The sequence below is a fragment of the Cohnella sp. GCM10012308 genome, assembly GCF_042649185.1.
Taxonomy (GTDB): domain Bacteria; phylum Bacillota; class Bacilli; order Paenibacillales; family Paenibacillaceae; genus Cohnella.
On record NZ_JBHRYU010000021.1, the window covers coordinates 91,746 to 113,077 of the forward strand.

Genomic DNA, 21,332 nt, shown 5'->3' on the forward strand with positions numbered 1-21,332 from the left:
TCGCTTCTCTCCATCCGGTCTCGGCGGCCGGACGATATGGACGGCGGCCGGAGAGCTCCGGCCGCCGTGTCAACCAGTCAATGCGATGGATTAATGCGCGACGGGCTTGCCGTGCGTACCGTCGTTATTCTTTTTATCCGCGACAGTGTGCTTGATCTTACCAAAGCCCTTGCGGATAAGCGGGAGCAGGTAGTAGTCGAGTCCGAAGCGTCCGGCATTGGCGCCTGCCGTGAAGACGATGAAGCCAAGGACCAGCAGCCAAGGGTTAGTGCTTACAGTACCTGCGAAGAGGAACAGCGTGTTGAGCAACATTCCGAAGAAGGCGGCCGTGACTGTGAGTCCCCCGACGATCAGCCCTACGCCGATCAGGAACTCGCCCAGCGGGATCAATACGTCGATCAGCTTGACGTTCGGCAGTGCGAAGTGCTGGATGAAGTACGTGTAGTTAGGGAAGATGACTTCATTCGTCGCGTGATCGGCTACCGGCTTGGTGACCGCTCCCTGCAGGAATCCCTTTGCCGTGAAGCCGCCCGTCAGCTTGTGCCAGCCCGCGTCGATCCACTGCCAGCCGACATAGATGCGAAGAAGCGTGACTGCGACTGCCGCCCATACGTTTTCTCTGAACCATTTGGTGACCATAATGGCCATCTCCCTTTTCGCCTTTTAGGCGTTTATTAGTGGTTGTCGGTTGTGTTGCTTGCCTTGCACCTTCATTATGAGGGACGCGACGGATGCCGCATGTGATGGAAATCACATTTTCGAGCTTTTTCTTGTGAAAATTTTCACTTTGTCATGCAGCGCTTAGAAGCTGTATACATTCGAGCGATCACCCAGCGTGTCGATAATCTCCTGTTCCTCGTTCAGCCGATTTTTCAAGCAGGCATAGGCTTGCAGCAGACGGGACGAGAGCGCCTTCGCTTCTTCCGGAGAGATCGGGAGGACCGCCTTTTCCAGCGTATTCAGAAACGAGCCGATGAACCGCTCCGCAAGTCCGTAATCCAATTCCATTAAAGCGAACAAGTCGGGCTCGGTCTCCAGATACCATGTCGCGTACGGGAAGAGCTCCGTCTTCTCCCACTCGATATGCGCGCTCCATTCCGTCATGAAATGTTTTACGCGTTCATTCAAGATCCGGACATTGGCGTTCAGATGAACGATGTCCTCATCCTTGCGTACCGTGCAAGCCTGCGCATACAAGTCTGCCAGCTCCGCTTCCAATGCGTCGTGCTCCTGTTGGGCTCTGACGACCGCTTCGCCAAGCAGCGTATAACGTTCGTCTCCTCCGGCGTTCGGCTGCGATGCGCGATTATCTTCGTGGTTCGTTTTCATCGTGGCGTGCCTCCTTTTCGATGTTCGGGGCGTTGCTTCTTTTGATGCTTTTAATATACAGCTTGCGTGAAGCTATTAATGTGAAAAAAATCACATATTGAACGCGGACAAAATATCGACACATTTACACTCGGAGGCGGCGGAGCATTTTGTGCGAAAACACGTCGCCGGAGTAGTTGCCGACGATCGCGTAGAACGGCTTATAGGCGTCCTGCGCGAAGCGGCCGACGTACAGGCTAGTGGTGCCACTTCTTTTTGATGTGGAGGGTGGGACATGCGATTTGAGAATGCTCGGATAATGGCCTGAAATTCGAAGCAACTGACCTAAGGGCGGTTTCGAGGAGGCGGGAGTTTTTCGGGATATTTTTCGCGACAAGCGTGGAGTTGGATTGTTTTGTTCGACCCACTCGTCACTGCCCATGGCCGCCAGCCATGCAGCGGTCGAGCGCGCTTTTTCCTGACGCAACGGGATATTGTTAAAACGTGCGAAACATGTGAATGGTGCATTCCCCTGTTTCGCATGTTTTAACGACGCGCTAAGCGAGCGGGATGTTTAACGTTACTGTCGTGCCGCGGCCGAGCTCGGATCGCAGCTTCAGCTCGCCCAGCAACGCCCGTGCGCGTTCTTCCATGCTGAAGAGGCCGACGCCGGATCCGGCCGTTGCGCGGATGAAGCCGACGCCCTCGTCGCGGATGACCGCGCGGACTTGCTCGTCCTCCTCCCGCAAGGATACGAATGCTTCGGACACGTTTGCATACTTGCCGACATTCGTCAGCGCCTCCTGTACGACGCGGTAGATCGTCGTCTCCGCAAGCAGCGCCGGACGGCGCTTCAGGTCGCATTCGAAGTGCACCCTGATGCCGTAATGGCTCTCGAAGTGTTCGATATAGGTTCGGAGCGCCGGCACGATGCCGAGGTCATCCAGCACGGAAGGGCGCATTTCCCACGCGAGTCCTCTAACCTCGGACATAAGCTGAGACACCTGCTGCCCCAGCATCTCGAGCCCCTCGTCTTCCCGCTCGGCAAGCAGGCGGTCGATCGTGATTTTGAAGAAAAAGAGGCTCTGGCCGATTCCGTCGTGCAAATCCCGCGAGAAGCGCCGGCGCTCCTCCTCTTGAATCTGCATCATCTGCGCCAGCATCGACTGCAGCTCGGCCTCGGTCTCCTTGAGGCGCGTCACCTCATGACGGATCGCCAAATACTGATAAGGGGCGCCGTCCCCGTCCACGAACGGAACGATCGTCGTATCGACCCAATATTCGCGGCCGTTTTTCCCCCGATTTTTAATTTCTCCGCGCCACACCTTGCCTGACGAGATTGTCGTCCACAGCTCATTCATGAAGGCTTTGCCGTGATAACCCGAATTGACGAGGCGGTGGTCCTGCCCGAGCAGCTCGTCTCTGCTGTAGCCGGATATCTCGCAAAACTTGTCGTTCACGTAGCGGATCCTGCCCCTGCGGTCGGTTATGGCGACGATCGCGGACTCGTCGAGGGCGAACTTGACGTCCGCGAGCTGCTCGAGCGAGCGGCGCAGCTCCTCCCGATACTCGGCGTCAGCCACGCCGGCGTCAAGACCCGCGAGCAGTCCAGTCACCTGGGCAGCCAGCATCTCCGCGTGATACTCGGGCCTGCCTTTGCTTTCCGGTTCAATCAAAAGTCAGCAGCCCCTTCTTCATCGCGAATTTAACCAGATCCGGTCTCGTACGCAGCTCCAGCTTTTCCATCAGATTGCTTTTGTGCGACTCTACGGTCTTGACGCTGATGACGAGCTGCTCCGCGATTTCCTTGTTGGAGTAGCCTTGCGCGACTTTGGCCAGAATCTCTTTTTCCCGATCGGACAAGGATTCGTAGGTCCCTGCATGCTCTCCGTTTTTCAGCTTGTCCAGGTAATCGCTCATCAGCCGCTTGGTCGCGGTCGGATACAAATAGGCCTGGCCCTCGGCCACATGCCGGATGGCGGTGAGCAGCTCCTCATGCGGCGCGCTCTTCAAGATATAACCCGACGCGCCGGATTGGATCGCCCGGAACAGGTACCCTTCGTCGTCGTGCATCGTCAAGATCAGCACGGCCGTCTCCGGAAGCGAGCGCTTGAGCTCGGCCGCAGCCGTGAGGCCGTCCTTGCCGTGCGGCATGCTGAGGTCCATCAGCACGACGTCGGGACGAAGCGCCTGCGCTTGCGCAATCGCTTCGTCACCGTCCGCCGCTTCTCCCACGACCTCCATGCCCTGCCTGCCGTTCAGCAGCATCATGAGCCCCGAACGTACGACGGCATGATCGTCGACAACCAGAATCCTGACCATCTCTACTCCTCCCAACAACACAGCTCCGCTTTTTTACCCATTCTACCATAGGCAGCGTTGGAAGGAGCGACCTTCCGTGAAGTCCTAGACGGTTCTCGCGGATGGCAGGTCCGACAATTGGGCTGCGATTCGGTCTGCTGCCGCCGCGATGAGACGACGCTCCTCCGTGCGATAAATTCTCTTTTTCCGATCTCCTACGAGAAGGACTCCCGATTGCGCAGCCCCCCAGCCCAGCGGGACGGCATACGCGGCACGCAAATTTTCCGCGAGGAATAGCGGATACTCCTGCAACTGGCGCGAGCACACCAGCTCGGTCATGCTGAGCGGCATCGCTCTGCCAATCTTCAGCACGGTGGCGGACAGTCCCCTGCCTGGCTTTTCCGCAATGCCCTCGATTCTATCGTTGCTATGCCCGGAAGCCATCGGCCATCTTAAAACGAGTGACGGCATTTCCTTCAAGCCGACCGCGCTGAAGTCGCATCCGATCTCTTTGCGCAGTATGTCCAGACTGCCCAAAATCGCTGAGCGGCTGCTTAGTTCGTCCATCCCGCATCCCTCCATGCCATGCATATCGCATGCTGCTCCCTCCAGTTTACCGGACCGGCAGCTGTCCGTAATTCGGGGAACTCCCGGAATTATGCATAGGGAAACTCCTGATTCGAAGGGCCGCTGTGATCATTCTCACAAAAAGATAAGGGAATTCCCGCTTCATAATCAGGAAGTTCCCCGATAAAAGACGAATACGAGTTGCGGTATGATTAAGTCATCAAAAGGATTCGGATGGGGGACGCGGTCATGGGCGAAGCGCTGAAAAACAGGACGGCCACGGAACGGCAGCAGGATAACGGACTAGGCATTCATCGCTTCTTTTCGGAGGATCAGTTCGCTCGTCTCGAAGAACTGATGTACCCGAAGCGTGCGGAAAAGGGCAGCTATCTGTTCTGGGAAGGCGATGCCGCCGGCAAGCTGTACTATTTGCGCTCGGGTAAGGTGAAACTTCGGAAATCGACGGACGAAGGCAAAGACTTCACCTTGTCGATCATGCAGACGGGGGACTTGATCTGGGAGCCTGAGAACGGGCTGACGACAGTCCACTCGTTCAGCGCCGAAGTGCTCGAAGACGCGGAGCTTGGCGTCGTGCAGTGGAAGGACCTCGAAATTCTGCTGTACCGGTACGGAGACTTCGCGGTTCGATTCATGAACTGGATGGCGATCGGGCAGCGCGTAAGCGAATCGAAGTTCCGCGACCTGCTGCTGTTCGGCAAGCCCGGCGCGCTCGCTTCGACCTTGATCCGGATGGCCAACACCTACGGTGTCGCCGTGCCGGAGGGCATCAAGATTACGTTGAAGCTGACCAATACGGAGATGGCGGACCTCATCGGGACTTCGCGGGAAAGCGTAAACCGCATGCTGAACGACCTGAAGATCGAGGGCATCATCGACATCCGTCAGGGCCGTATCGTCATTCTGCGTTTGAACGCGCTGCGCGAAATCTGTCATTGTCCGACGTGTCCCGGTTGTCCCAAGGAGATTTGCCGGCTCTAAATCTGGAGTCAGACGGTTCAAGGCTCGGATTGTAACGCAATCGTAATATAGCTTTCATCTTACCTTCATCTTCGGCGGTTACAATACAGACATGACCCCCCTTTTCAATAATATATCTTTTGGGCTTGCAGCTTTCGCTGCAGGCCCGCTTTTTTTTGTCCCGAGTTCCTCCGCACCTTCTTCTGGGCAGGCGCATATCGTACCTTAGCGACATTCGCCCAGCCGAGGAGGAATTCATGCATGACAAATAAAGGGCAGAAACGTCGGCAGCCCGCAGCCAAGCAAGCGGCGAAGCGTAAAGCGACGCTCCACGCCAAGGCTCCCGCGAAAAAAAAGACGGGTATCGCCGTTAAGCAAAGTCCGCAATCGGCGTCTTTCGAGCCGGACATTCCGGTAAGACAAATCCCCTGGTGGTTCACGCCCGAGCACCAACGCGCGCATGGACCGGGAGGCGGCGCTCACATAGGCGGCTTGCTCCCGCCGCGGCCGCCAGGAGCGGGTTTTCACCCGGGTCCTGGACATGGCCCGCACCCGGGACCCGGTCCGCATCCGGGACCCGGTCCATTCCCGCCAGGACCAGGTCCGTTTCCGCCCGGACCGGGGCCATTCCCGCCGCCAAGACCGCCAGGACCGTTTCCCCCAGGACCGGGACCTTTTCCGCCTGGTCCGTTTCCACCTGGCCCCGGACCGTTCCCGCCAGGACCCGGACCGTTTCCGCCAGGACCAGGGCCGTTCCCGCCAGGACCCGGACCGTTTCCGCCAGGACCAGGGCCGTTCCCGCCAGGACCGTTCCCGATTCCGATTCCGATCCCGCTGCCGATTCCCGTTCCCGGACCTGTGCCCGTCCCAGTTCCCGTTCCGCTCCCGGAGCCTACAAGCTTCGTTGCCGTGACGATCGAAGGCGGCCTCGGCTTCCCGAACATATCCGGCACCAGCTACGTGACGTTCTACCCCGGCATGACGCTGCGCCAAGCGCTTTTTGCGACCGGCAGGGTACAGTTCGGGCCGGGCGGCTTCATCGTCAGCGTCGCCGGCATTCCGGTCGGCGGGCAGATCGGATTGACGGTTCGCTATAACGGACGCGTCATTCCGCAGACGCTGCTCGATCAGCCGATTACCCCAGGCAGTACGATTACGCTTAGCCTCTTTTACTTTTAAGATCTCGGCCAACGCAAAAGGAACCGCACCTTAACGGGTACGGTTCCTTTTGTTGGTTGCATGTTAGCGTCGATGCCGGCTCTCGCTAACCTACCTCGCGTCTCACTCGCCGCTTTAACAGCAGCGGGACGAGCATCGCGGCGGCGAACACCGCGACCGCCAGCGCGATCTCCCGCCAGTCGCCCCGCGTCAGGCTCGCGCCGAGAAAACAGAAGGCGAACGTGCCCGGCAGCGTGCCGATCACCGTCGCGGGCACATACGCGCGCAGCGGCACCCTGGCGGCTCCGGCCGCATAGCTGACGAGATCGAACGGCACGAACGGCGCGATGCGCAGCATGAGCACCATCGGAAAGCCGCGGCTCTGCATGGCGCCCTCGAGCTTGCGCAGCCGCGGATCGTCGCGTCCCTTGAAAAAGCCGAGCCCGACCTGGCGCGCCAGCAGAAATGACAGCACTGCGCCCGGGATTTCGCCCAAAAACGTATAAAGCATGCCGTACCACGTGCCGAATGCAAGCCCGCCCGCCAGCGTCAGCACCGACGCGGGAAACAGCACGAACGGCCTGGCGACGAACAGGCCGATGTAGACGGCGGGCGCGATCCAGCCGAAAGACAGCATCCAGTCGCGCAGCTTGTTCGGCGTAATTTCCAGGTAGTGGAAGTTGACCCACAGCAGCGCGCACGCAACCGCGGCGATGGCTAGCGACAGCAGAACGACTTTGCGGCTCACATGAACACTCCCGTCTTGAGTCCCATGCAAGCATCATACAAGATGTGTAAGCCTTTTTCCAAATTTGGACGAAGCTACTGACGAAGCTTGAACTTCACGGTCAGCATGCTGTCTCCGTCCTCTCCGCCCGCGAGCGACTCCATCGTATAGCTGACCGAGGACAGCTCGGGCATCAGCTTGAGCAGCGCGTCGAGGTCGGGCTTGGCCTGTGACGTGTAGCGCATCTTAGCCGTCGTCTGGCCGGCCGCGGCGGCAGCGCGAATCTTCGCGGCGATCTCCTTGACCGTGGACACCGAGCGGGAAGGATCCAGATAGTCGAGCCCCATGTCCTCGCGCAGGTCTTCGTAAAATGCCGTGCGCGTCTTGTCCTTCGCCATAAGCGCGTCCAGCGTGTTCTTGTACGAGGTGACGGCCTGCGGATAAACGGGCTTCCAGGCATGATCCTTTTTCAAAGCGCTGTCCGTCACGAGATAGTAACCGTACGTCGTCCTTCCCTTGACGTCCGGCACCGGGTCGTCGAACGTCGTGTCCAGCTGGTACCAGACGCCGTCCAGCTTGACGAGATTCCACGTGTGCGCGCCTGTGCTCACGGTGCCTTCGACGATGCGGGCGGGAATGCCGGCGTCCGTCAGCAGCCTGTAGGTGAGCGAGGCGTAGCCCTGGCAGACGGTCAGCCCGTTCTTCAGCGCATCGTAAGCCGAGTGGCGGACGAGCGAACGGTCGTAAGCGACATGTTGCAGCACCCAGTCGTGGATGGCTTTTACCTTTTGGTGGGCGTTCATGCTCTGGGAGACGATCGACGCGAGAATCTGCTTCGAGCGCGCATTCACGTAAGCGGTTTGTTCCGCGTTTTCCCAATATTTCATATTCACGCTTAAGGTGGAGGTGGAGCCGTTGGAGCTGACGGTATAACGATAGGAGCGGATCGCGTACTTCAGGTAATCGTCGGCGGCGAAGACGTTGTCGAACGCCTTGGTTACGTCGGCGGTGGCCAGCTTGCCCTTGAGCACGACGCTGAAGGATTCGCTGCGGGCGCCGAGCTTCTGCTTCAGATTGCCCTGGAGCGTCGTCGCTTCTTCCGCCGAGACGGCGGCGACGGCCGTGTCGCGGTACGGCCACATCGAGGAGGCCAACAGCAACGCGGAAGACAATAAAAATCCGGTGATGGCTCTCAGCTTTCGTTTGGACGCGGTCATCTCTCGCACTCCTTCCGGTCTGCATGCTTTATGTAGCGATTCGCGGCGCTTCGTAACGTTTGCACCCTTACATGGTATAATCTATCATGAATGCACAGGCGGGGGGATGGGCCGTTTGAATCGAATTATGACGTTGAACCTGGGACCGGACGCTTTTTTTTCTTCTTATCGGCAGACGACGGGCGATCGGGACTGGCTGGCCTATCACGCCCATCAAGGCATCGAGCTGCTGTACGTCCACCAGGGACTCGGAGAAGCGATGACCGAGGACGCCCGCTACCCGATCCGCGCCGGCACGCTGCTGCTTTTTTTGCCCTACCAGCTCCACAAGGTCGAGGTACCGTCCGTACCCGGCGCGCCTTATATCCGGTCGCTCGTGAAGTTCGATCCCCGGATCGTCGAGCCTTATCTGGCGCCCTACCCAGGGCTTGCCCGCTGGTTTCTGATGCTGAAGCGCGGCCTGCTGTCCCGCTCCTTCTGCGATCTGGGGACGTCGGAGCGTCTGCCCGCCCTGCTACGAGACTTCCACGAGCTCTACGGCGCGTCCGGTCCGGACAAAGAGGAGGAGCGTTCCCTGTTCCTCGTCTCGCTGCTCCACGAGCTGCGGCATCGGGCGTTCCCGGAAGGCAGCCGCGACGTTTCGCCCGAAGCCGAAGGACGCTCTCTTCATATCGATCGGATCATGGACTGGATCGAAGCGAGATATGCGCGACCGTTCGATCTTCAGTCGCTCTCGGGCGAGCTGCATCTGTCGCCGTATTACCTGTCGCACCTGTTCAAGGAGCACACGGGCAGCAGCCTGCGGGACTACATCACGGCCCGCCGGATCCGCGAGGCATGCAGGCTGCTCAGCTCGACCTCGGATTCGATCCGTTCGATCGCGGAGCAGGTCGGGGGCTTCGGCGCCTCCCACTTTTGCCAGCTGTTCAAGAAAAGCAAGGGAATGAGTCCCGAGACGTTCCGCCGGACCGTGCAGCAGGGCTTCTCCGCCGCCCCCTGACTTTGGACCGCCGACCGCAACTTAGCCATATACTCCCGCAACCCGCCCGAAGGACTCCTCTATATAATGGGGGTGAAAAGAACTTCGGATCAGGGAGGCAATACGATATGTGGCAGCAAGCGATAGACGACGCGCTCGGCATCACCGCCCGCAACCTCGAACGGTTCGGGGACCGATTCCCCCATGTCAGCGACGGCTCCAACAAGTACGTGCTTAACGACAACACCGACTGGACCGACGGCTTCTGGTCCGGCATTTTGTGGCTCTGCTACGAATATACGGGAGACGAGCAATACCGCGAAGGCGCCGTCCTGACGGTCGGGAGCTTCCGCAACCGGCTGGCGCAGTTCGGCAATCTGGATCACCACGATATCGGCTTCCTCTACTCGCTGTCGGCCAAGGCCCAATGGATCGTGGAAAAGGACGAGTCCGCCCGTCAATTGGCTCTGGAAGCTGCAGACGTGCTCATGCGCCGCTGGCGCGCGGATGCCGGCATCATCCAGGCCTGGGGACCGAAGGGCGATCCGGAAAACGGCGGCCGCATCATTATCGACTGCCTGTTGAATCTGCCGCTCCTGCTCTGGGCAGGCGAACAGACGGGCGATCCGGAATACCGCCGCGTCGCCGAGGCGCACGCGCTGAAGAGCCGCCGCTTCCTCGTACGCGGCGACGATTCGAGCTATCATACGTTTTACTTCGATCCGGAAAACGGAAACGCCATCCGCGGCGGCACGCACCAGGGCGACACGGACGGCAGCACGTGGACGCGCGGCCAGGCCTGGGGCATCTACGGCTTCGCGCTGAACAGCCGTTATCTCGGCAATGCCGATCTGCTGGAGACGGCAAAGCGCATGGCCCGGCACTTCCTCGCCCGCGTGCCGGAGGACGGCGTCGTCTACTGGGACTTCGAGGTGCCGCAGGTGCCGTCCTCGTACCGCGACAGCTCCGCCTCCGCCATCACGGCATGCGGCCTGCTGGAGATTGCGAGCCAGCTCGACGAGAGCGATCCCGAGCGCCAGCGCTTCATCGACGCGGCGAAGGCGACTGTCTCCGCGCTGCGCGACGGCTACGCCGAACGCGACGACGGCGAAGCCGAAGGCTTCATCCGCCGCGGCTCCTATCATGTGCGCGGCGGCATTTCGCCCGACGACTACACGATCTGGGGCGACTATTATTACCTGGAGGCGCTTCTGCGCCTCGAGCGCGGCGTGACCGGGTACTGGTACGAGCGGGGACGCTAAGCTCCCGGCAACGACAAAGAGCATAAAAAAGCCGGCAGGATCAAGGAGATCCTGCCGGCTTCTTGCGTTTTAACGAATCGCCCAAATGCCGCGTTGAACGACGTCAAGCCACTCGTTCGCGATCAAACGGTTGCCCGCCGCCGTCGGGTGAACGCCGTCGAAGATCCAATCCGAAGCTTTGGTGCGCGCAGCCGCCCGGTCGAACGGTTCTTGAAGCGGAACAAACTGCGCTTGGAACTCCCGCGCCAGCTGCCGGACGATCACACGGTAATCGTCGATTCGGGTCCGCCACGCGTCCCAATTCTCCTCGGTGGCGCCGCCTTTCAGAATAAAAGGTTCGCAAAGCACCAGCCCGGCGTCGGGCAGTACTTCTCTCGTTTCCTCCAACAGGTGGCGGTACGCCCGCTCGAACCGGTCCGTCGCCCCGCTTGGCTCGCCCGCCATGATCCGCCAGGCGTCGTTGACCCCGATCAGAATGCTGATCAAGTCGGGCCTTAAATAAAGCGCATCCTCATTCCACCTCGCATACAAATCGGACACGCGGTTGCCGCTCACGCCCCGATTGACAAACCGATGACCGCTATCCGCATGCTCGCAGCCGAGCTGCGCCGCGATCAAGTACGCATAGCTGTGGCCGAGCGCCGCATTCGGGTCGTTGCCGTCGCGCCTCCAGCTGCCGTCCGTAATGGAATCTCCCTGAAACAAAACCGTCCTGCCCTTTCCGCCGCTCATGCGCCCCACTCCGTTTCGTTGTCCGTACCGTCAATGAGAGAAAGCTTGCTGCCTGACCGAAGGGTCGAGGGAAGTAAATGACCAAGAGAGCAAATGATCAAGGAAGCAATACCCGAAACGCCAAACTCGCGTTAACCGTACCGTACGGCTCCAGCCGTACGGCCGTCCCGGCAGCGATACTGTCCTCCAGCGTTGCCGCGGGCGGCGAGGAGAACATCTCCAGCCCCACGTTGTAGTGGCTACCGAAATAGGGCGGGCTTGCCTCGCCGCCATGGTCCCGCCAAAACCAGAGATACGGCCATACTGCGGCATCCCAGCTCACCTCGGCGCCGATGCCGTCCGGCCGCCTCAGCGCGTAGCGGCCAGCCCCGGCCGGAAGCACGCCGAACCCTCCCGGACTCCCCTTTGCAGGCAGCTCATAAGAGGCATCAGAGACATCCCCGTCCGGCAACGAAATGAGCGTGCCCGGAACGAGGAAAGGCTCGCCGAACGTAATGTGATGACCCCAATCGGCATGGATGACGGCCGGCGAAACGTTCGTCAGCCGCTCTTCCAGGCGAAAGCCGGCTTCGCCGCTCATCATCTCGATGCTTTTCTCGATCGCCAGCGGCAGCGACCGCAGCTCCAGCCGGAAGACGACGCGGATGCGCATCGGGCCGTCTTCCGCAATTTCGTAGCGCCAGGACGACAACGCCGCTTCCCCGTATGCGGGCATCTCCGCGCCCCGGTGCACGTGGCGGCCGCCGAGATTGGGGAGGATCTCCTGCCATCCTCCCTCGTATTGGCTCTGAAAATCGCTGAAGGCCGCCTCCTTCGGGCGAAGCCCTAGCCGCGTAAACCACGCGAAGTCGGTATCCGTCGGCTTATGCAGCAATTCGATCAGGTCCGTGCCCTTGCCGGGCAGCACGGTCAGGCGGAACGCCTCGTTTTCCATAACGACGGCTTCATAGCCCTTGTAGACGAGATCGCGCTTGATCCGGCAGCCGAAGTTGCGATCGTCCGCTCTCACGCCGCGTTACGTCCCGCTCTGCTGCGCGAGGAACGCCTCGACCTGCTTCTTCAGCTCCGCCTTGATCGCCGCGATATCGCTTTGCAGCGCTTTGTTGCCTTCCCATTTGGCTTGCAGCTTCTGCAGGCCGTCCGCAGGCGTCTCGACCATCCCGAGCTGGTAGGCCAGCGTTTCCGTGGAAATCTTGGCGAAGTCCGGGTTGGCCAATTGGTTCTTCACAGGCTCCTGGTTAAAGGCGAAGCCCGCAAGCGCAGAACGGACGTAGGACTTCTCGTCGGCGACGTACCGGTAGTACGCGACCAGATCGTCAGGGACATTGGCCGACAGCCGGATATAGTTCGGATTCCAGGTCAGCATGTAGCCCGGGAACGTGTAATTTTGCAGTGTATCGATGCCGTCGGGGTACTTGAATTTATCGTCGCCGACGGGCTCCCAATGCTTGCCTTTAATGCCGAGCTCGAACAGGTCGTGGTTGTCCTGGTTTTCGAAAATCCAGTTGATGAACGCCATGGCGCGATCGGCGTTGGCCGACGTTTTCGGAATACAGAGGAAGTTCCAGACGCGGAAATCCGAGATCAGCGTAGGGTTCGGCTGAACCATGTCGCGCACGGTTTTCTGCACGACGAACATGCCGAGCTCCGACGACGGAACGCCTGCTTTGAGCTGCGCGTTGACGGCGTCCAGGTTGGCCACGCCTTCCATCATCGAAGCCGCCTTGCCGGCCGTGAACGTGCCGCGCGCATCCTTGCGGACGATCGGCTCCTTTTCGATATACCCTTTGTCATGCCATTCGCGGATGGTCTGATACGTCGTATAGTCCGGCTGATTGAAGGGCGCGGGAAATGCCGCGGAGCTGTCCGCTTTATCGCCCGTCAGCTTGATGCCCTTGACCGTCTTGCCGTCCAGTTGGAGCGTCGCGACGACGTTCGGCGCCAGGTTCAAGTCCCACAGTCCCGCCTCATACTTCACGGGCAAGTCCTTGTTGAAGTCGATCGCGGCCGTCGCGCCGTAGTTTCCGTCGTTGCGAATGACGAACGGAATCATGTTTTTGTCGTTCGCCAGCACTTGATCGAAGTAGGCCGTCAGATCCTCGTAGGACTTGATGTCGCTCATCCCGTATTTGGCGGCCAGGTCCTTGCGGTAGTAGATGACCGCCATATCGCTCAGATATTGCCCCAGCGGCACGCCGTAAGTATGCAGCTGACCGTCGGCGCCGGTGAACTTGTTGTTGTCCAGGTAGCCGCTGCCGAAAGCCTGCTTAAGTCCCGGATATTGGTCATTGTTGAAATAGCCGTCGAGATTCGTATAGTTGTCCTTGGCGATAAACGCGTTCATATTCATCCAAGGCGCGTCGAACGCGATATCGACCTGCTCGCCCGCCGCCAGCTTCAGCTTCAGCTTGTTGACGTAGTCCGCCTGCGGCGTGAACGTAACCTTCAGCTTCAGGTTCAGCGTGTCCTTCGTCCGGCGCTCGAACTCGGCGACCACCTCGTCGAACTGCTTCGGCTTGTCGCCCCACAGCATAACGTTGAGCGTCAGCGGCTCCGGCGTCGCCGTCTTTTCTCCGGCAGCGCCTGCCGTCTGTGTCGCCGCCGCGCTGCCGGACGCGCTTGCTTTGCTATCGGTCCCGCTCGCGGCGGTTCCGCTGGCGGCATTGCCGCCGTTTCCGCCGTTGCTGCACGCCGCCAGCAGACTCAGCGCCAGCGCGGATGCAAGCATCGGCGCCAGCTTTCCTTTTACGCTTCTCTTCATGTTTAACCCTCCCGGTTATGAATGATTCCGTCTAAGCCGCATCGAATTGCCTTGCTGAAGCTATGTCAACCGGCCTTGCGGCCGCGCTCAGCCTTTAATAGCGCCGACCTTCAGTCCCCCGACGAAATACCGCTGCAGGAATGGATAGAGGAATATGATGGGCCCAACAGTTACCATCGCGGTCGCCAGTCGGACCGTGTAGGCCGGAACCGCCTGGACTGTAGACGGCGTGCCGGATACGGCGATATTTTGCGCCATATCGATGTTGCGGATAATCTGCATGATGATATATTGCAGCGAATACAGCTTCGGATTTTCGATATACAGCATGGCTGGCGCCCAAGAGGACCAGTAAGCCAGCGCATAGAACAGTCCGATCGTGGCCAGCGCCGGCAGCGACAGCGGGAGCACGATGGAGCGCAAGATCCGCAGCTCCCCCGCGCCGTCCAGCTTCACGGATTCGAACAGCTCCTTCGGAATATCGTTGAAAAAATTTCGCATCAAAAACAGGTTCCAAGGCGACAGCACGGCAGGAAGAATGTAAACCCAGATCGTATCCTGCAGGTGCAGATACCGCGTCGTCAGGATGTAGCTGGACACCATGCCGCCGCTGAACAGCATCGTAAAGTAGAAAAACAGGGAGAGCTGCGGCGCGTAACGGAGCCGGCTGCCGGACAGCGAATACGCGGCAAGGCTGGTGACCAGAAGACTGAGCGCCGTGCCGGCGACCGTGATGAAAATGGTGACGAGATAGGCGTCCGGTATCGTATTCGTGCTGAAAATCGCTTTGTAAGCGCTAAGCGAGAAGGCCTCGGGCAGGAGCCGGTATCCGTTGCGCAGCAGCGTCGCTTCCTCCGTAAAGGAGCTGGCGATGACGAGCAGGAACGGATACAGGCATAGGGCGGCGAAAACAATCGTAAAGGCATAGAATAGCACCGCCAGCCATTTGTCGTTGCGGGAATTTTGCATTGCGGCCGTGTCGCCTCCTTGCTGTTTAGAATAGGGCGGATTCGCGATCGAGCTTGGCTGCGATCTTGTTGGCCGTGACGACGAGCAGGAAGCCGACCACGGATTGGTACAGCGCGATGGCCTGCGTCATGCCCAGCGAGCCCGACGTCCTCAGCGCCCTGAACACGTAGGTGTCGATCGTGTCCGTACTTCCGAAGAGGAACGAGTTGTCGCCGACGAGGGAGTAGATCATCTCCAGGTTGCCGCCGAAAATGTTGCCCAGACTGAGCAGGAACAGCATGACGATCGTGCTCTTCAGCAGCGGCAGCGTAATGCGGAAGATGCACTGGAAGCGGGTAGCGCCGTCGATCCGCGCCGCCTCGTACAACTCCCTGTCGATGCCGACGATCGCCGCCATGTAGACGATCGCGCCGAAGCCCGCCGTTTTCCATAGATTGACGAGCACCAGAATCGGCGGCCATACGCCGGGCTGCGTGTAGAAATCGATAGGCGCAAGTCCCGCCGCATGCAGGAACTGATTGATCGCGCCGGTATCCGCCGTGAAGAAGGTGACGGAGAACAGCCCGATGATGGGCCACGAGATAAAATTCGGCAGGATCATGACGGACTGTACGGTTCGAACGACCGCATTGCGCCCGAGCTCGGTCAGCATGACGGCAAGCGCCAGCGCCAGCGCGGTGCCGGTGATAATGAACATCAGGTTGAAGAACACCGTGTGAAACGTAATGATCAGCCAATCGCTGCCCCGGAAGAAAAACCGGAAGTTGTCGAGGCCGACCCACTCGCTGCCGAACAAGCCCGCGAGCGGATTAAAATCCTGGAACGCGATCGCAACGCCCGCCATGGGCAAATACGAGAATACGACGCTGAACAGGACGGCCGGAACGGCCAGCAGGTAAAGGGAACGATTATGAACGATTTCCCGGATGCCTCTATGTTTGTTCGTTATGCGGCTCATCTGCCCGCCCCCTTTCGCACTTTATTGTAACCCCTTTCAAAGGGAGCCCGGGACGGAGCGGTTTGCTGCAATGGGAAGGTTTTTTTGCGCTTCTGCGCCGCAAATAGCAAAAAAACCGGCCATTTAGGCGATAAGATTCGCCGTAAATGGCCGGATGGCACCGAGTTGGGACTGGATGGCACCGGGTCCGTACCGGGTGGTAATGGAGGGAACCGGATCGCCTTGGACGGCTCGAATTGCTATTCGTCTTTCTGCGCCTTGGTTTCATTCCGGCTGCGGAGGCGGTATTCGCCCGGCGTAAGACCGGTCTTGAGCCTGAAGATTTTGCCGAAATACTTTTCGTCCTCGAAGCCCGACAGCTCCGCGATCCGGTACACCGGCTCGTTCGTGTTGCGCAGCTGCTGCTCCGCCTCGCGAATGGACATGCGCTGCGCTGCGGCAACGTAGGAATGGCCGACGATTTCCTTGAAGCATCTGCTGAAATAGCCGACGCTCATCGTCACTGCCTTGCACACGTCCGCCTGGCTCGGCCGCTCGCCCGGCCGCTCGTGCAGCAGGTCCACCGCCCGGATGACGGACCGGATCACCTCTTCCGAGTACATGGTGCCCCGAAGCAGCCGGCGGGCGGCCTTCCGGAACGATTCCGCTTCCTCGGCAAGCTCGGATGCCGAGCTTCCGGCCGGCCATCCCGCTGCAGGTCGCGCCTGCTCCAGGGACGGGCATTTGTCCAGCCATAGATCAAGCGATTCCTCGAGCTTGCCTCGCCAGACGGCCGCAGGCAAAGCGCGCGCCGCGTCGTCAAGCATCTGGCTGTACCTATGATCGTCCACCAGCCAGCTCAAGGTCTCCCATGCGCCGGCGGCGTCCTCCCCTAGCCCGGTTCCGGCAGCGCCGACTGAAGGCTCGCCTTGCTGTTCCTGCAGCCGCCTCGCCACGCGCCCCAGCAGCTCCTGGACCGAATCGTCGTCGAGCTGCGTTTTGACCATATAATCGACCGCTCCGAGTCTCATCGCCTGTTGCAGGTAATGGAAGTCCTGGTGGCAGGTCAGCATGACGGGCAGCATGCGCGGATAGCGCTCCCTTACGATGGCGAGCAGCTCGAGCCCGCTCATGCCCGGCATCGAGATATCGGCCAGCAGCACGTCGGCCTGCACCCGCTTCAGCGCTTCCAACGCCTCTTCGCCGCTCGAGGCTTCTCCGACGAGCGTCATGCCGAACCGCTCGAACGGCATCATGCTCGCGATGCCGCGGCGAACGAGCGGCTCGTCCTCCACCATCAGCACCTTAATCATCGAGGATGCCTCCTTCCGGCCGGACAGGCACCAGGATCCGGATGCGCGTACCCTTGTCCGGCTTGCTGTCGATTTCAAGCCGCGCCGCGCCGCCATAATGCACGTCCAGCATTTTTTTGACGTATTGAAGGCCGATCCCGAGACCCTGTCCGCGTCCGCCGCCCTCGAACAGCTCCTCCATCCGCGACGGACTCATGCCTTTGCCGTCGTCGGCGACGGTAATCGCCAAGCGCTCGCCGCTTTGCTCCCGGATCGTCACGCGGATATCGCCCTGCTCGCTCAGCAGTCCGTGGTACAGCGAATTCTCGACGAGCGGCTGGAGCACGAACCGCGGGATCGGCATCTCGCCCAGCCGGGGATCGCAATCGATCGAGACGTTGAACCGGTGATCGTACCGGACGTTCTGCAGCTCGATATAATCGCGGAGGGCGACGATCTCGTCGCGGATGGTCACGACCATGCTGCCCTTGCCCAGGTTGTAATGCAGCACGCGCGTGAACACCTTGACGAGGTTGTAGATCTCGTCCTGGCCGTTCGCCTTGGCGAGCCACTGGATCGTGTTGAGCGAATTGTGCAGAAAATGCGGATTGATCTGGCTCATCAGCTTCTCGACCTCGAGCTCGCTCCTGCGCTTCTCCTTGCGCTCGACCTCCGAGATGAGATCGATGATCCGCTCCCGCATCGACTGGAAGCTGGCGAACAGCATATCGAACTCCAGCAGCTTCGTCGAGATCGCCGTTTTTCCCGACGGATCGTCGCTGAAGCGCCTGATCGCGCGGTTGATGCGCTGAATCGGATGATACACCATGCGCCATATATAAGAAGCCGCCAATATGGTCACCAAAATGGATAACGCGGCTACGAGCAGAAATTGCCGCTGCCACTGGCGCAGCTCCCTGCGGAAGTCGTCGAGCTCAATGAGCGAGTACAGCTTCCAGCTCCCGTCGCCGACCGACTCGAAGCGCTTGAACGCCTTCAAGCCTTCGCTTCGCGGATCCAGACGTCCCCCGACGTCGGCCCCCTCCGGCCAGTCGCTGTACATCACGGTACCGTCCGCTTGCGTCAGCACGTTAAGCAGGACGTCCTTCGTCTCCGTTCCCGCCGGCCGCAGCAGCTCGCCGAATTCGGCTTCGAGATACATGTAATAAGAGCGGTCCGCGCCGTATTCGACGAGCCGTGTCAGCGAGATGACGGGCTCGTCGTGCCCCGCCAGCGCCGACGGATGCGGTCCGAGAAACATCAGCTGGTTCGCCCGGTACAGCACGTCCTCCGGCCGCGGCCGCAGCAGCGTGTCGGGCAGGTCGGGCTTGATCGGCGCCGATTCGAACTGGTAAGCGCTCGGATAGTCGGGCATGAAAAAGAACAGTCCGTTCACGATCAGATTCGAGTAAGCGATATTGATAAGCGACTTGTCGATGCTGCGGAACAGCGCCGTCTTCTCCACCGGGTCCCCGGCCGTCAGATAGGCGATAATATCGTCGCCAAGGCCGCCGTCCACAACAAGCAGCTGCGATACGCTGCCCAGATTGGCGGCGGCCTTCTCGATGGCGGCCCGCTGTCCGTCGACCATGGATTGATAGCTCGCGACGATTTTCTCGCTCTGGCCCTTATACATCCAATAATAAGAAGTGAATCCAATCAGCACGATCGGCGTAATGGTCACGACGATCAGCAAAATGCTGAGCCGGCCCCGCAGCGTGTCCAGACGGATCGCGCGCCCGAGGCTCGAACCAACGGCACGGCTCATGGCGCTGCTCCTTCCCGTCTACGGCTTAAGTTCCTACAGTATAGAACAGTTCGCCGTGCCGAGTCATCCGTCCCGTTGAATCAGGCATCCGCTCTCGAGCGATCGTCGACGGCCGTTACCCGACAGCCTTCACCCGGACCGTCACCCGCTCGCTTGGCGCGAGCCGCACGGCAACGCGGCCTGCGGCGTCAGGCAGCAAGCGCTCCTCCGCGGCGGCCGCCCCGCGCAGCACCTCGATGACGGTGCCGGCGGAAGGCGAACCCGTCTCCAACGCGCCAATCCTTTCCGTATTCCCGAGGTTCGCGACCAGGAAAGACCGCGCTTCGCGGACGTCGGAACGGCGCACCAGCTCGTAGCCGTCCAGGTTCATGACGTAGATGTCCGGCTCGTCGCAAGACAGCCATTGATCCCACAGCATCGCCGCCCGGAATGTCTGCCCGGCGCCGTAGATTTCCTGGCCCGCATAGCCGGTCTTGTCGTCCTCGAGCGTCCCCAGGTTTTCCAGCGGGATGTATTCGAGCTCAGACAGCCGGAATTTGTCGGGCAGGCAGCGCGGGAAGCAATAGAAGTTGTTGGTCCTCGCCTGGTTAAATGTCAGCAGCAGCCCTTGCGAAGCGTCCCGGTCCTTCAGCGTCGCCGCGATCCGGGCGGTGCATTCGATATTTTCGAAAAACGCGGGATACAGCATCGGCGTGCAAGCCTGGAACATGCCCCAGATCCGGTAATCGGCAAAAGAAGGATCGTCGTACCAATACATCATGCGGAGGTTTTGCGCGAGCAGATAACGGTAAGCCTCCCCGTAGGACGCGTCCCCGGTCTCTCTCTCCAGGCCGTCCGCCGCCTGCACGGCCATCGACAGCAGGAACGACTCCTGGTGCAGGCTGTTCACCGGCAGCTGCAGCAGCACCTGCAGCGAGCGCTCGGCTTCCGCCAGATATTCCGCATCGTTCCTCGCCTTGTACAGCAGCAGCATGAAGTATGCGTAAGCCCCCGCCACCGGGTAGTTGTCGCCGTTGCCGTGCTTGCGAAGCTCCGGCGCGCGGAACGACAGCGGGAACAGATAACCCGTCTTCCGGGCCAGCGGAATGACGACCCGATTCACCGCCTCCTCGATGCGCGCGCAAGTCGCCTCGTCCTCTCTGAACCAGGCCGCCCGCCACCATTCGTGCAGCAGGTAAACGTACTGCCAGGTTCCCCAGATCCGCGGCTGTTCGCCGAGAAACTCGCCTCCGGCGTGGCCGATATATTGCCAGACTTTATCCCGCAGAAGCGTATATTCGGATGCCGGATCCGCTTCCGCGAGCTCCGTGAGCGGATGGATCATCATCAGCGCCGCGTCGAGTCCGGGCTGGTTGCGGAAGTCGATCGTCAGCCCCTTCGCCTTGAACGACTCCTCCCACGCCGGCGATACGCCGTTGACGTAAGGAATCAGCATGTCGCAGCTGCCATTGTTGCTCCAGCAGGCGTTCGTATCCAGCAGATCCGCCGCGCACTTCAAGCCGAACTCGCGCCAGCTTGCGCGATTGGGCGGCGAAGTCGTCTCCTTCGGGACGAAATGGAGGCAAGCTTCCACCAGATCGACCACGGCGCTCTGCTCGGTCGGCGGCGCGTCCAGCGAGAAGCAGCGGATGCCGTAGGAGAATCGCGTGCCCGCCACCGGAATGTCGGCCGAGAACGCGCGATCTCCGATCAGGCCGACCGCCAGCTCGCCCGGACCGTAGCCGTAGGTTCTGCGCAAGCCGCACCTGTAATGCAGGAAGCGCTCGATGCCCGCCTCCGCCATCCACCCCATGGCGGACATATCGAAGAAAAGCATGACGCCGAACTTTTTGTACGAATCGTAATAATAGCAGGCCGGAAAATCGTTGCCCCTCGCTTCGTCGTTCCACTTGGTCGGATTGTCGATGTTCGTCTTGAACCAAACATGGTCGCCGCGCTCGTAAGGCGGCAATTCGCCGAGATTGACGGCGATCTCCGGTTCGAGCGGGCCGCTGCCAATGGCCACTTTGCCTTCGCCCTGCAGCGCGATCTCAATCCGTACCCAACCGGTCGCCGGATCGGATTCGGCCGTTCCGGTCCACTCGTACAGCAGGCGTCCGTCTTCGAATACGGCGCCTTCGAAAGCCAGCGCGCGCGGCGAACGCCGCTCGATTCGCGCCGGAAACAGATTGAACCGCGCTCCCCGCACGAGCGGCTGCCTTGCAGGCGTCATTGCCTTGACCGCTTCGCCCTCCGTAGCCATCAGCGTGTAACCATAGCCGCCGATCGCCTCATCGTATTGCCAGATCAGCTTCGTTTGTCCGCCGCTTGCCAGCTCGTAGTCCTGACGGACCGTTTGAATGTCGTTCAACATGGTTTCCCCTCTCGTTTTCCTTC

Annotated in this window: 19 protein-coding genes; 4 read left to right on the plus strand and 15 right to left on the minus strand. The window is 60.3% G+C overall.

Annotation, left to right across the window (positions count from 1 at the left end):
- Positions 1 to 90 precede the first annotated feature (90 nt).
- The 5 genes from ACFOTD_RS21310 to ACFOTD_RS21330 form a co-directional block, all read right to left on the minus strand.
- Entirely contained in the window at positions 91 to 639 is a 549-nt protein-coding gene (locus ACFOTD_RS21310; protein WP_378121951.1) for a DoxX family protein, read from the minus strand.
- Between the two features lie 162 nt (positions 640 to 801).
- Positions 802 to 1,329 (minus strand): hemerythrin domain-containing protein, encoded by a 528-nt coding sequence (locus tag ACFOTD_RS21315; protein ID WP_378121952.1) that lies wholly within the window; start codon positions 1,327 to 1,329, stop codon positions 802 to 804.
- A 536-nt stretch (positions 1,330 to 1,865) separates the two neighbouring features.
- Positions 1,866 to 2,939, minus strand: coding sequence for a PAS domain-containing sensor histidine kinase (locus ACFOTD_RS21320; protein ID WP_378121996.1), 1,074 nt, complete (start codon positions 2,937 to 2,939; stop codon positions 1,866 to 1,868).
- A gap of 37 nt (positions 2,940 to 2,976) precedes the next feature.
- On the minus strand, positions 2,977 to 3,630 hold the full coding sequence (locus ACFOTD_RS21325; protein WP_378121953.1) for a response regulator transcription factor: 654 nt from the start codon (positions 3,628 to 3,630) through the stop codon (positions 2,977 to 2,979).
- 84 nt (positions 3,631 to 3,714) lie between these two features.
- Entirely contained in the window at positions 3,715 to 4,176 is a 462-nt protein-coding gene (locus tag ACFOTD_RS21330) for a hypothetical protein (protein WP_378121954.1), read from the minus strand.
- 249 nt (positions 4,177 to 4,425) lie between these two features.
- Between ACFOTD_RS21330 and ACFOTD_RS21335 the strand changes: the two genes are divergently transcribed.
- Both ACFOTD_RS21335 and ACFOTD_RS21340 read left to right on the plus strand, forming a co-directional pair.
- On the plus strand, positions 4,426 to 5,175 hold the full coding sequence (locus tag ACFOTD_RS21335) for a Crp/Fnr family transcriptional regulator (RefSeq protein WP_378121955.1): 750 nt from the start codon (positions 4,426 to 4,428) through the stop codon (positions 5,173 to 5,175).
- Positions 5,176 to 6,063: 888 nt separating this feature from the next.
- Positions 6,064 to 6,333 (plus strand): hypothetical protein, encoded by a 270-nt coding sequence (locus ACFOTD_RS21340; protein ID WP_378121956.1) that lies wholly within the window; start codon positions 6,064 to 6,066, stop codon positions 6,331 to 6,333.
- An 85-nt stretch (positions 6,334 to 6,418) separates the two neighbouring features.
- Here ACFOTD_RS21340 and ACFOTD_RS21345 read toward each other — a convergent pair whose 3' ends face one another.
- Together ACFOTD_RS21345 and ACFOTD_RS21350 are read right to left on the minus strand one after the other, a co-directional pair.
- The gene (locus ACFOTD_RS21345; protein WP_378121957.1) at positions 6,419 to 7,060 is read right to left on the minus strand and encodes a TVP38/TMEM64 family protein; all 642 of its coding nucleotides are present in this window, start codon (positions 7,058 to 7,060) and stop codon (positions 6,419 to 6,421) included.
- Positions 7,061 to 7,134: 74 nt separating this feature from the next.
- Positions 7,135 to 8,256, minus strand: coding sequence for a transglutaminase domain-containing protein (locus tag ACFOTD_RS21350; RefSeq protein ID WP_378121958.1), 1,122 nt, complete (start codon positions 8,254 to 8,256; stop codon positions 7,135 to 7,137).
- 115 nt (positions 8,257 to 8,371) lie between these two features.
- Between ACFOTD_RS21350 and ACFOTD_RS21355 the strand changes: the two genes are divergently transcribed.
- Positions 8,372 to 9,256 (plus strand): helix-turn-helix transcriptional regulator, encoded by an 885-nt coding sequence (locus ACFOTD_RS21355; protein WP_378121959.1) that lies wholly within the window; start codon positions 8,372 to 8,374, stop codon positions 9,254 to 9,256.
- Positions 9,257 to 9,363: 107 nt separating this feature from the next.
- A complete protein-coding gene (locus tag ACFOTD_RS21360) occupies positions 9,364 to 10,497 on the plus strand; it encodes a glycoside hydrolase family 88 protein (RefSeq protein ID WP_378121960.1) in 1,134 nt (377 codons plus the stop codon).
- A gap of 69 nt (positions 10,498 to 10,566) precedes the next feature.
- On the opposite strand, the gene ACFOTD_RS21365 is transcribed toward ACFOTD_RS21360, so the two are convergent.
- The 8 genes from ACFOTD_RS21365 to ACFOTD_RS21400 form a co-directional block, all read right to left on the minus strand.
- Positions 10,567 to 11,229, minus strand: a complete 663-nt coding sequence (locus ACFOTD_RS21365) for an SGNH/GDSL hydrolase family protein (RefSeq protein ID WP_378121961.1) — start codon at positions 11,227 to 11,229, stop codon at positions 10,567 to 10,569.
- Between the two features lie 97 nt (positions 11,230 to 11,326).
- The gene (locus ACFOTD_RS21370; protein WP_378121962.1) at positions 11,327 to 12,238 is read right to left on the minus strand and encodes an aldose epimerase family protein; all 912 of its coding nucleotides are present in this window, start codon (positions 12,236 to 12,238) and stop codon (positions 11,327 to 11,329) included.
- 6 nt (positions 12,239 to 12,244) lie between these two features.
- The gene (locus ACFOTD_RS21375) at positions 12,245 to 13,990 is read right to left on the minus strand and encodes a hypothetical protein (protein WP_378121963.1); all 1,746 of its coding nucleotides are present in this window, start codon (positions 13,988 to 13,990) and stop codon (positions 12,245 to 12,247) included.
- An 87-nt stretch (positions 13,991 to 14,077) separates the two neighbouring features.
- Positions 14,078 to 14,959 (minus strand): carbohydrate ABC transporter permease, encoded by an 882-nt coding sequence (locus ACFOTD_RS21380; RefSeq protein WP_378121964.1) that lies wholly within the window; start codon positions 14,957 to 14,959, stop codon positions 14,078 to 14,080.
- A 25-nt stretch (positions 14,960 to 14,984) separates the two neighbouring features.
- Positions 14,985 to 15,917 carry an ABC transporter permease gene (locus ACFOTD_RS21385; RefSeq protein WP_378121965.1) on the minus strand — a complete coding sequence of 311 codons (933 nt, stop codon included), beginning with the start codon at positions 15,915 to 15,917 and terminating at the stop codon, positions 14,985 to 14,987.
- 239 nt (positions 15,918 to 16,156) lie between these two features.
- Positions 16,157 to 17,209, minus strand: a complete 1,053-nt coding sequence (locus ACFOTD_RS21390; protein WP_378121966.1) for a response regulator transcription factor — start codon at positions 17,207 to 17,209, stop codon at positions 16,157 to 16,159.
- Positions 17,202 to 18,956, minus strand: a complete 1,755-nt coding sequence (locus tag ACFOTD_RS21395; RefSeq protein WP_378121967.1) for a sensor histidine kinase — start codon at positions 18,954 to 18,956, stop codon at positions 17,202 to 17,204. Before ACFOTD_RS21395 ends, ACFOTD_RS21390 begins: the two co-directional genes overlap by 8 nt.
- 115 nt (positions 18,957 to 19,071) lie before the next feature.
- The gene (locus ACFOTD_RS21400; protein ID WP_378121968.1) at positions 19,072 to 21,306 is read right to left on the minus strand and encodes a hypothetical protein; all 2,235 of its coding nucleotides are present in this window, start codon (positions 21,304 to 21,306) and stop codon (positions 19,072 to 19,074) included.
- Between the last annotated feature and the right edge of the window lie 26 nt (positions 21,307 to 21,332).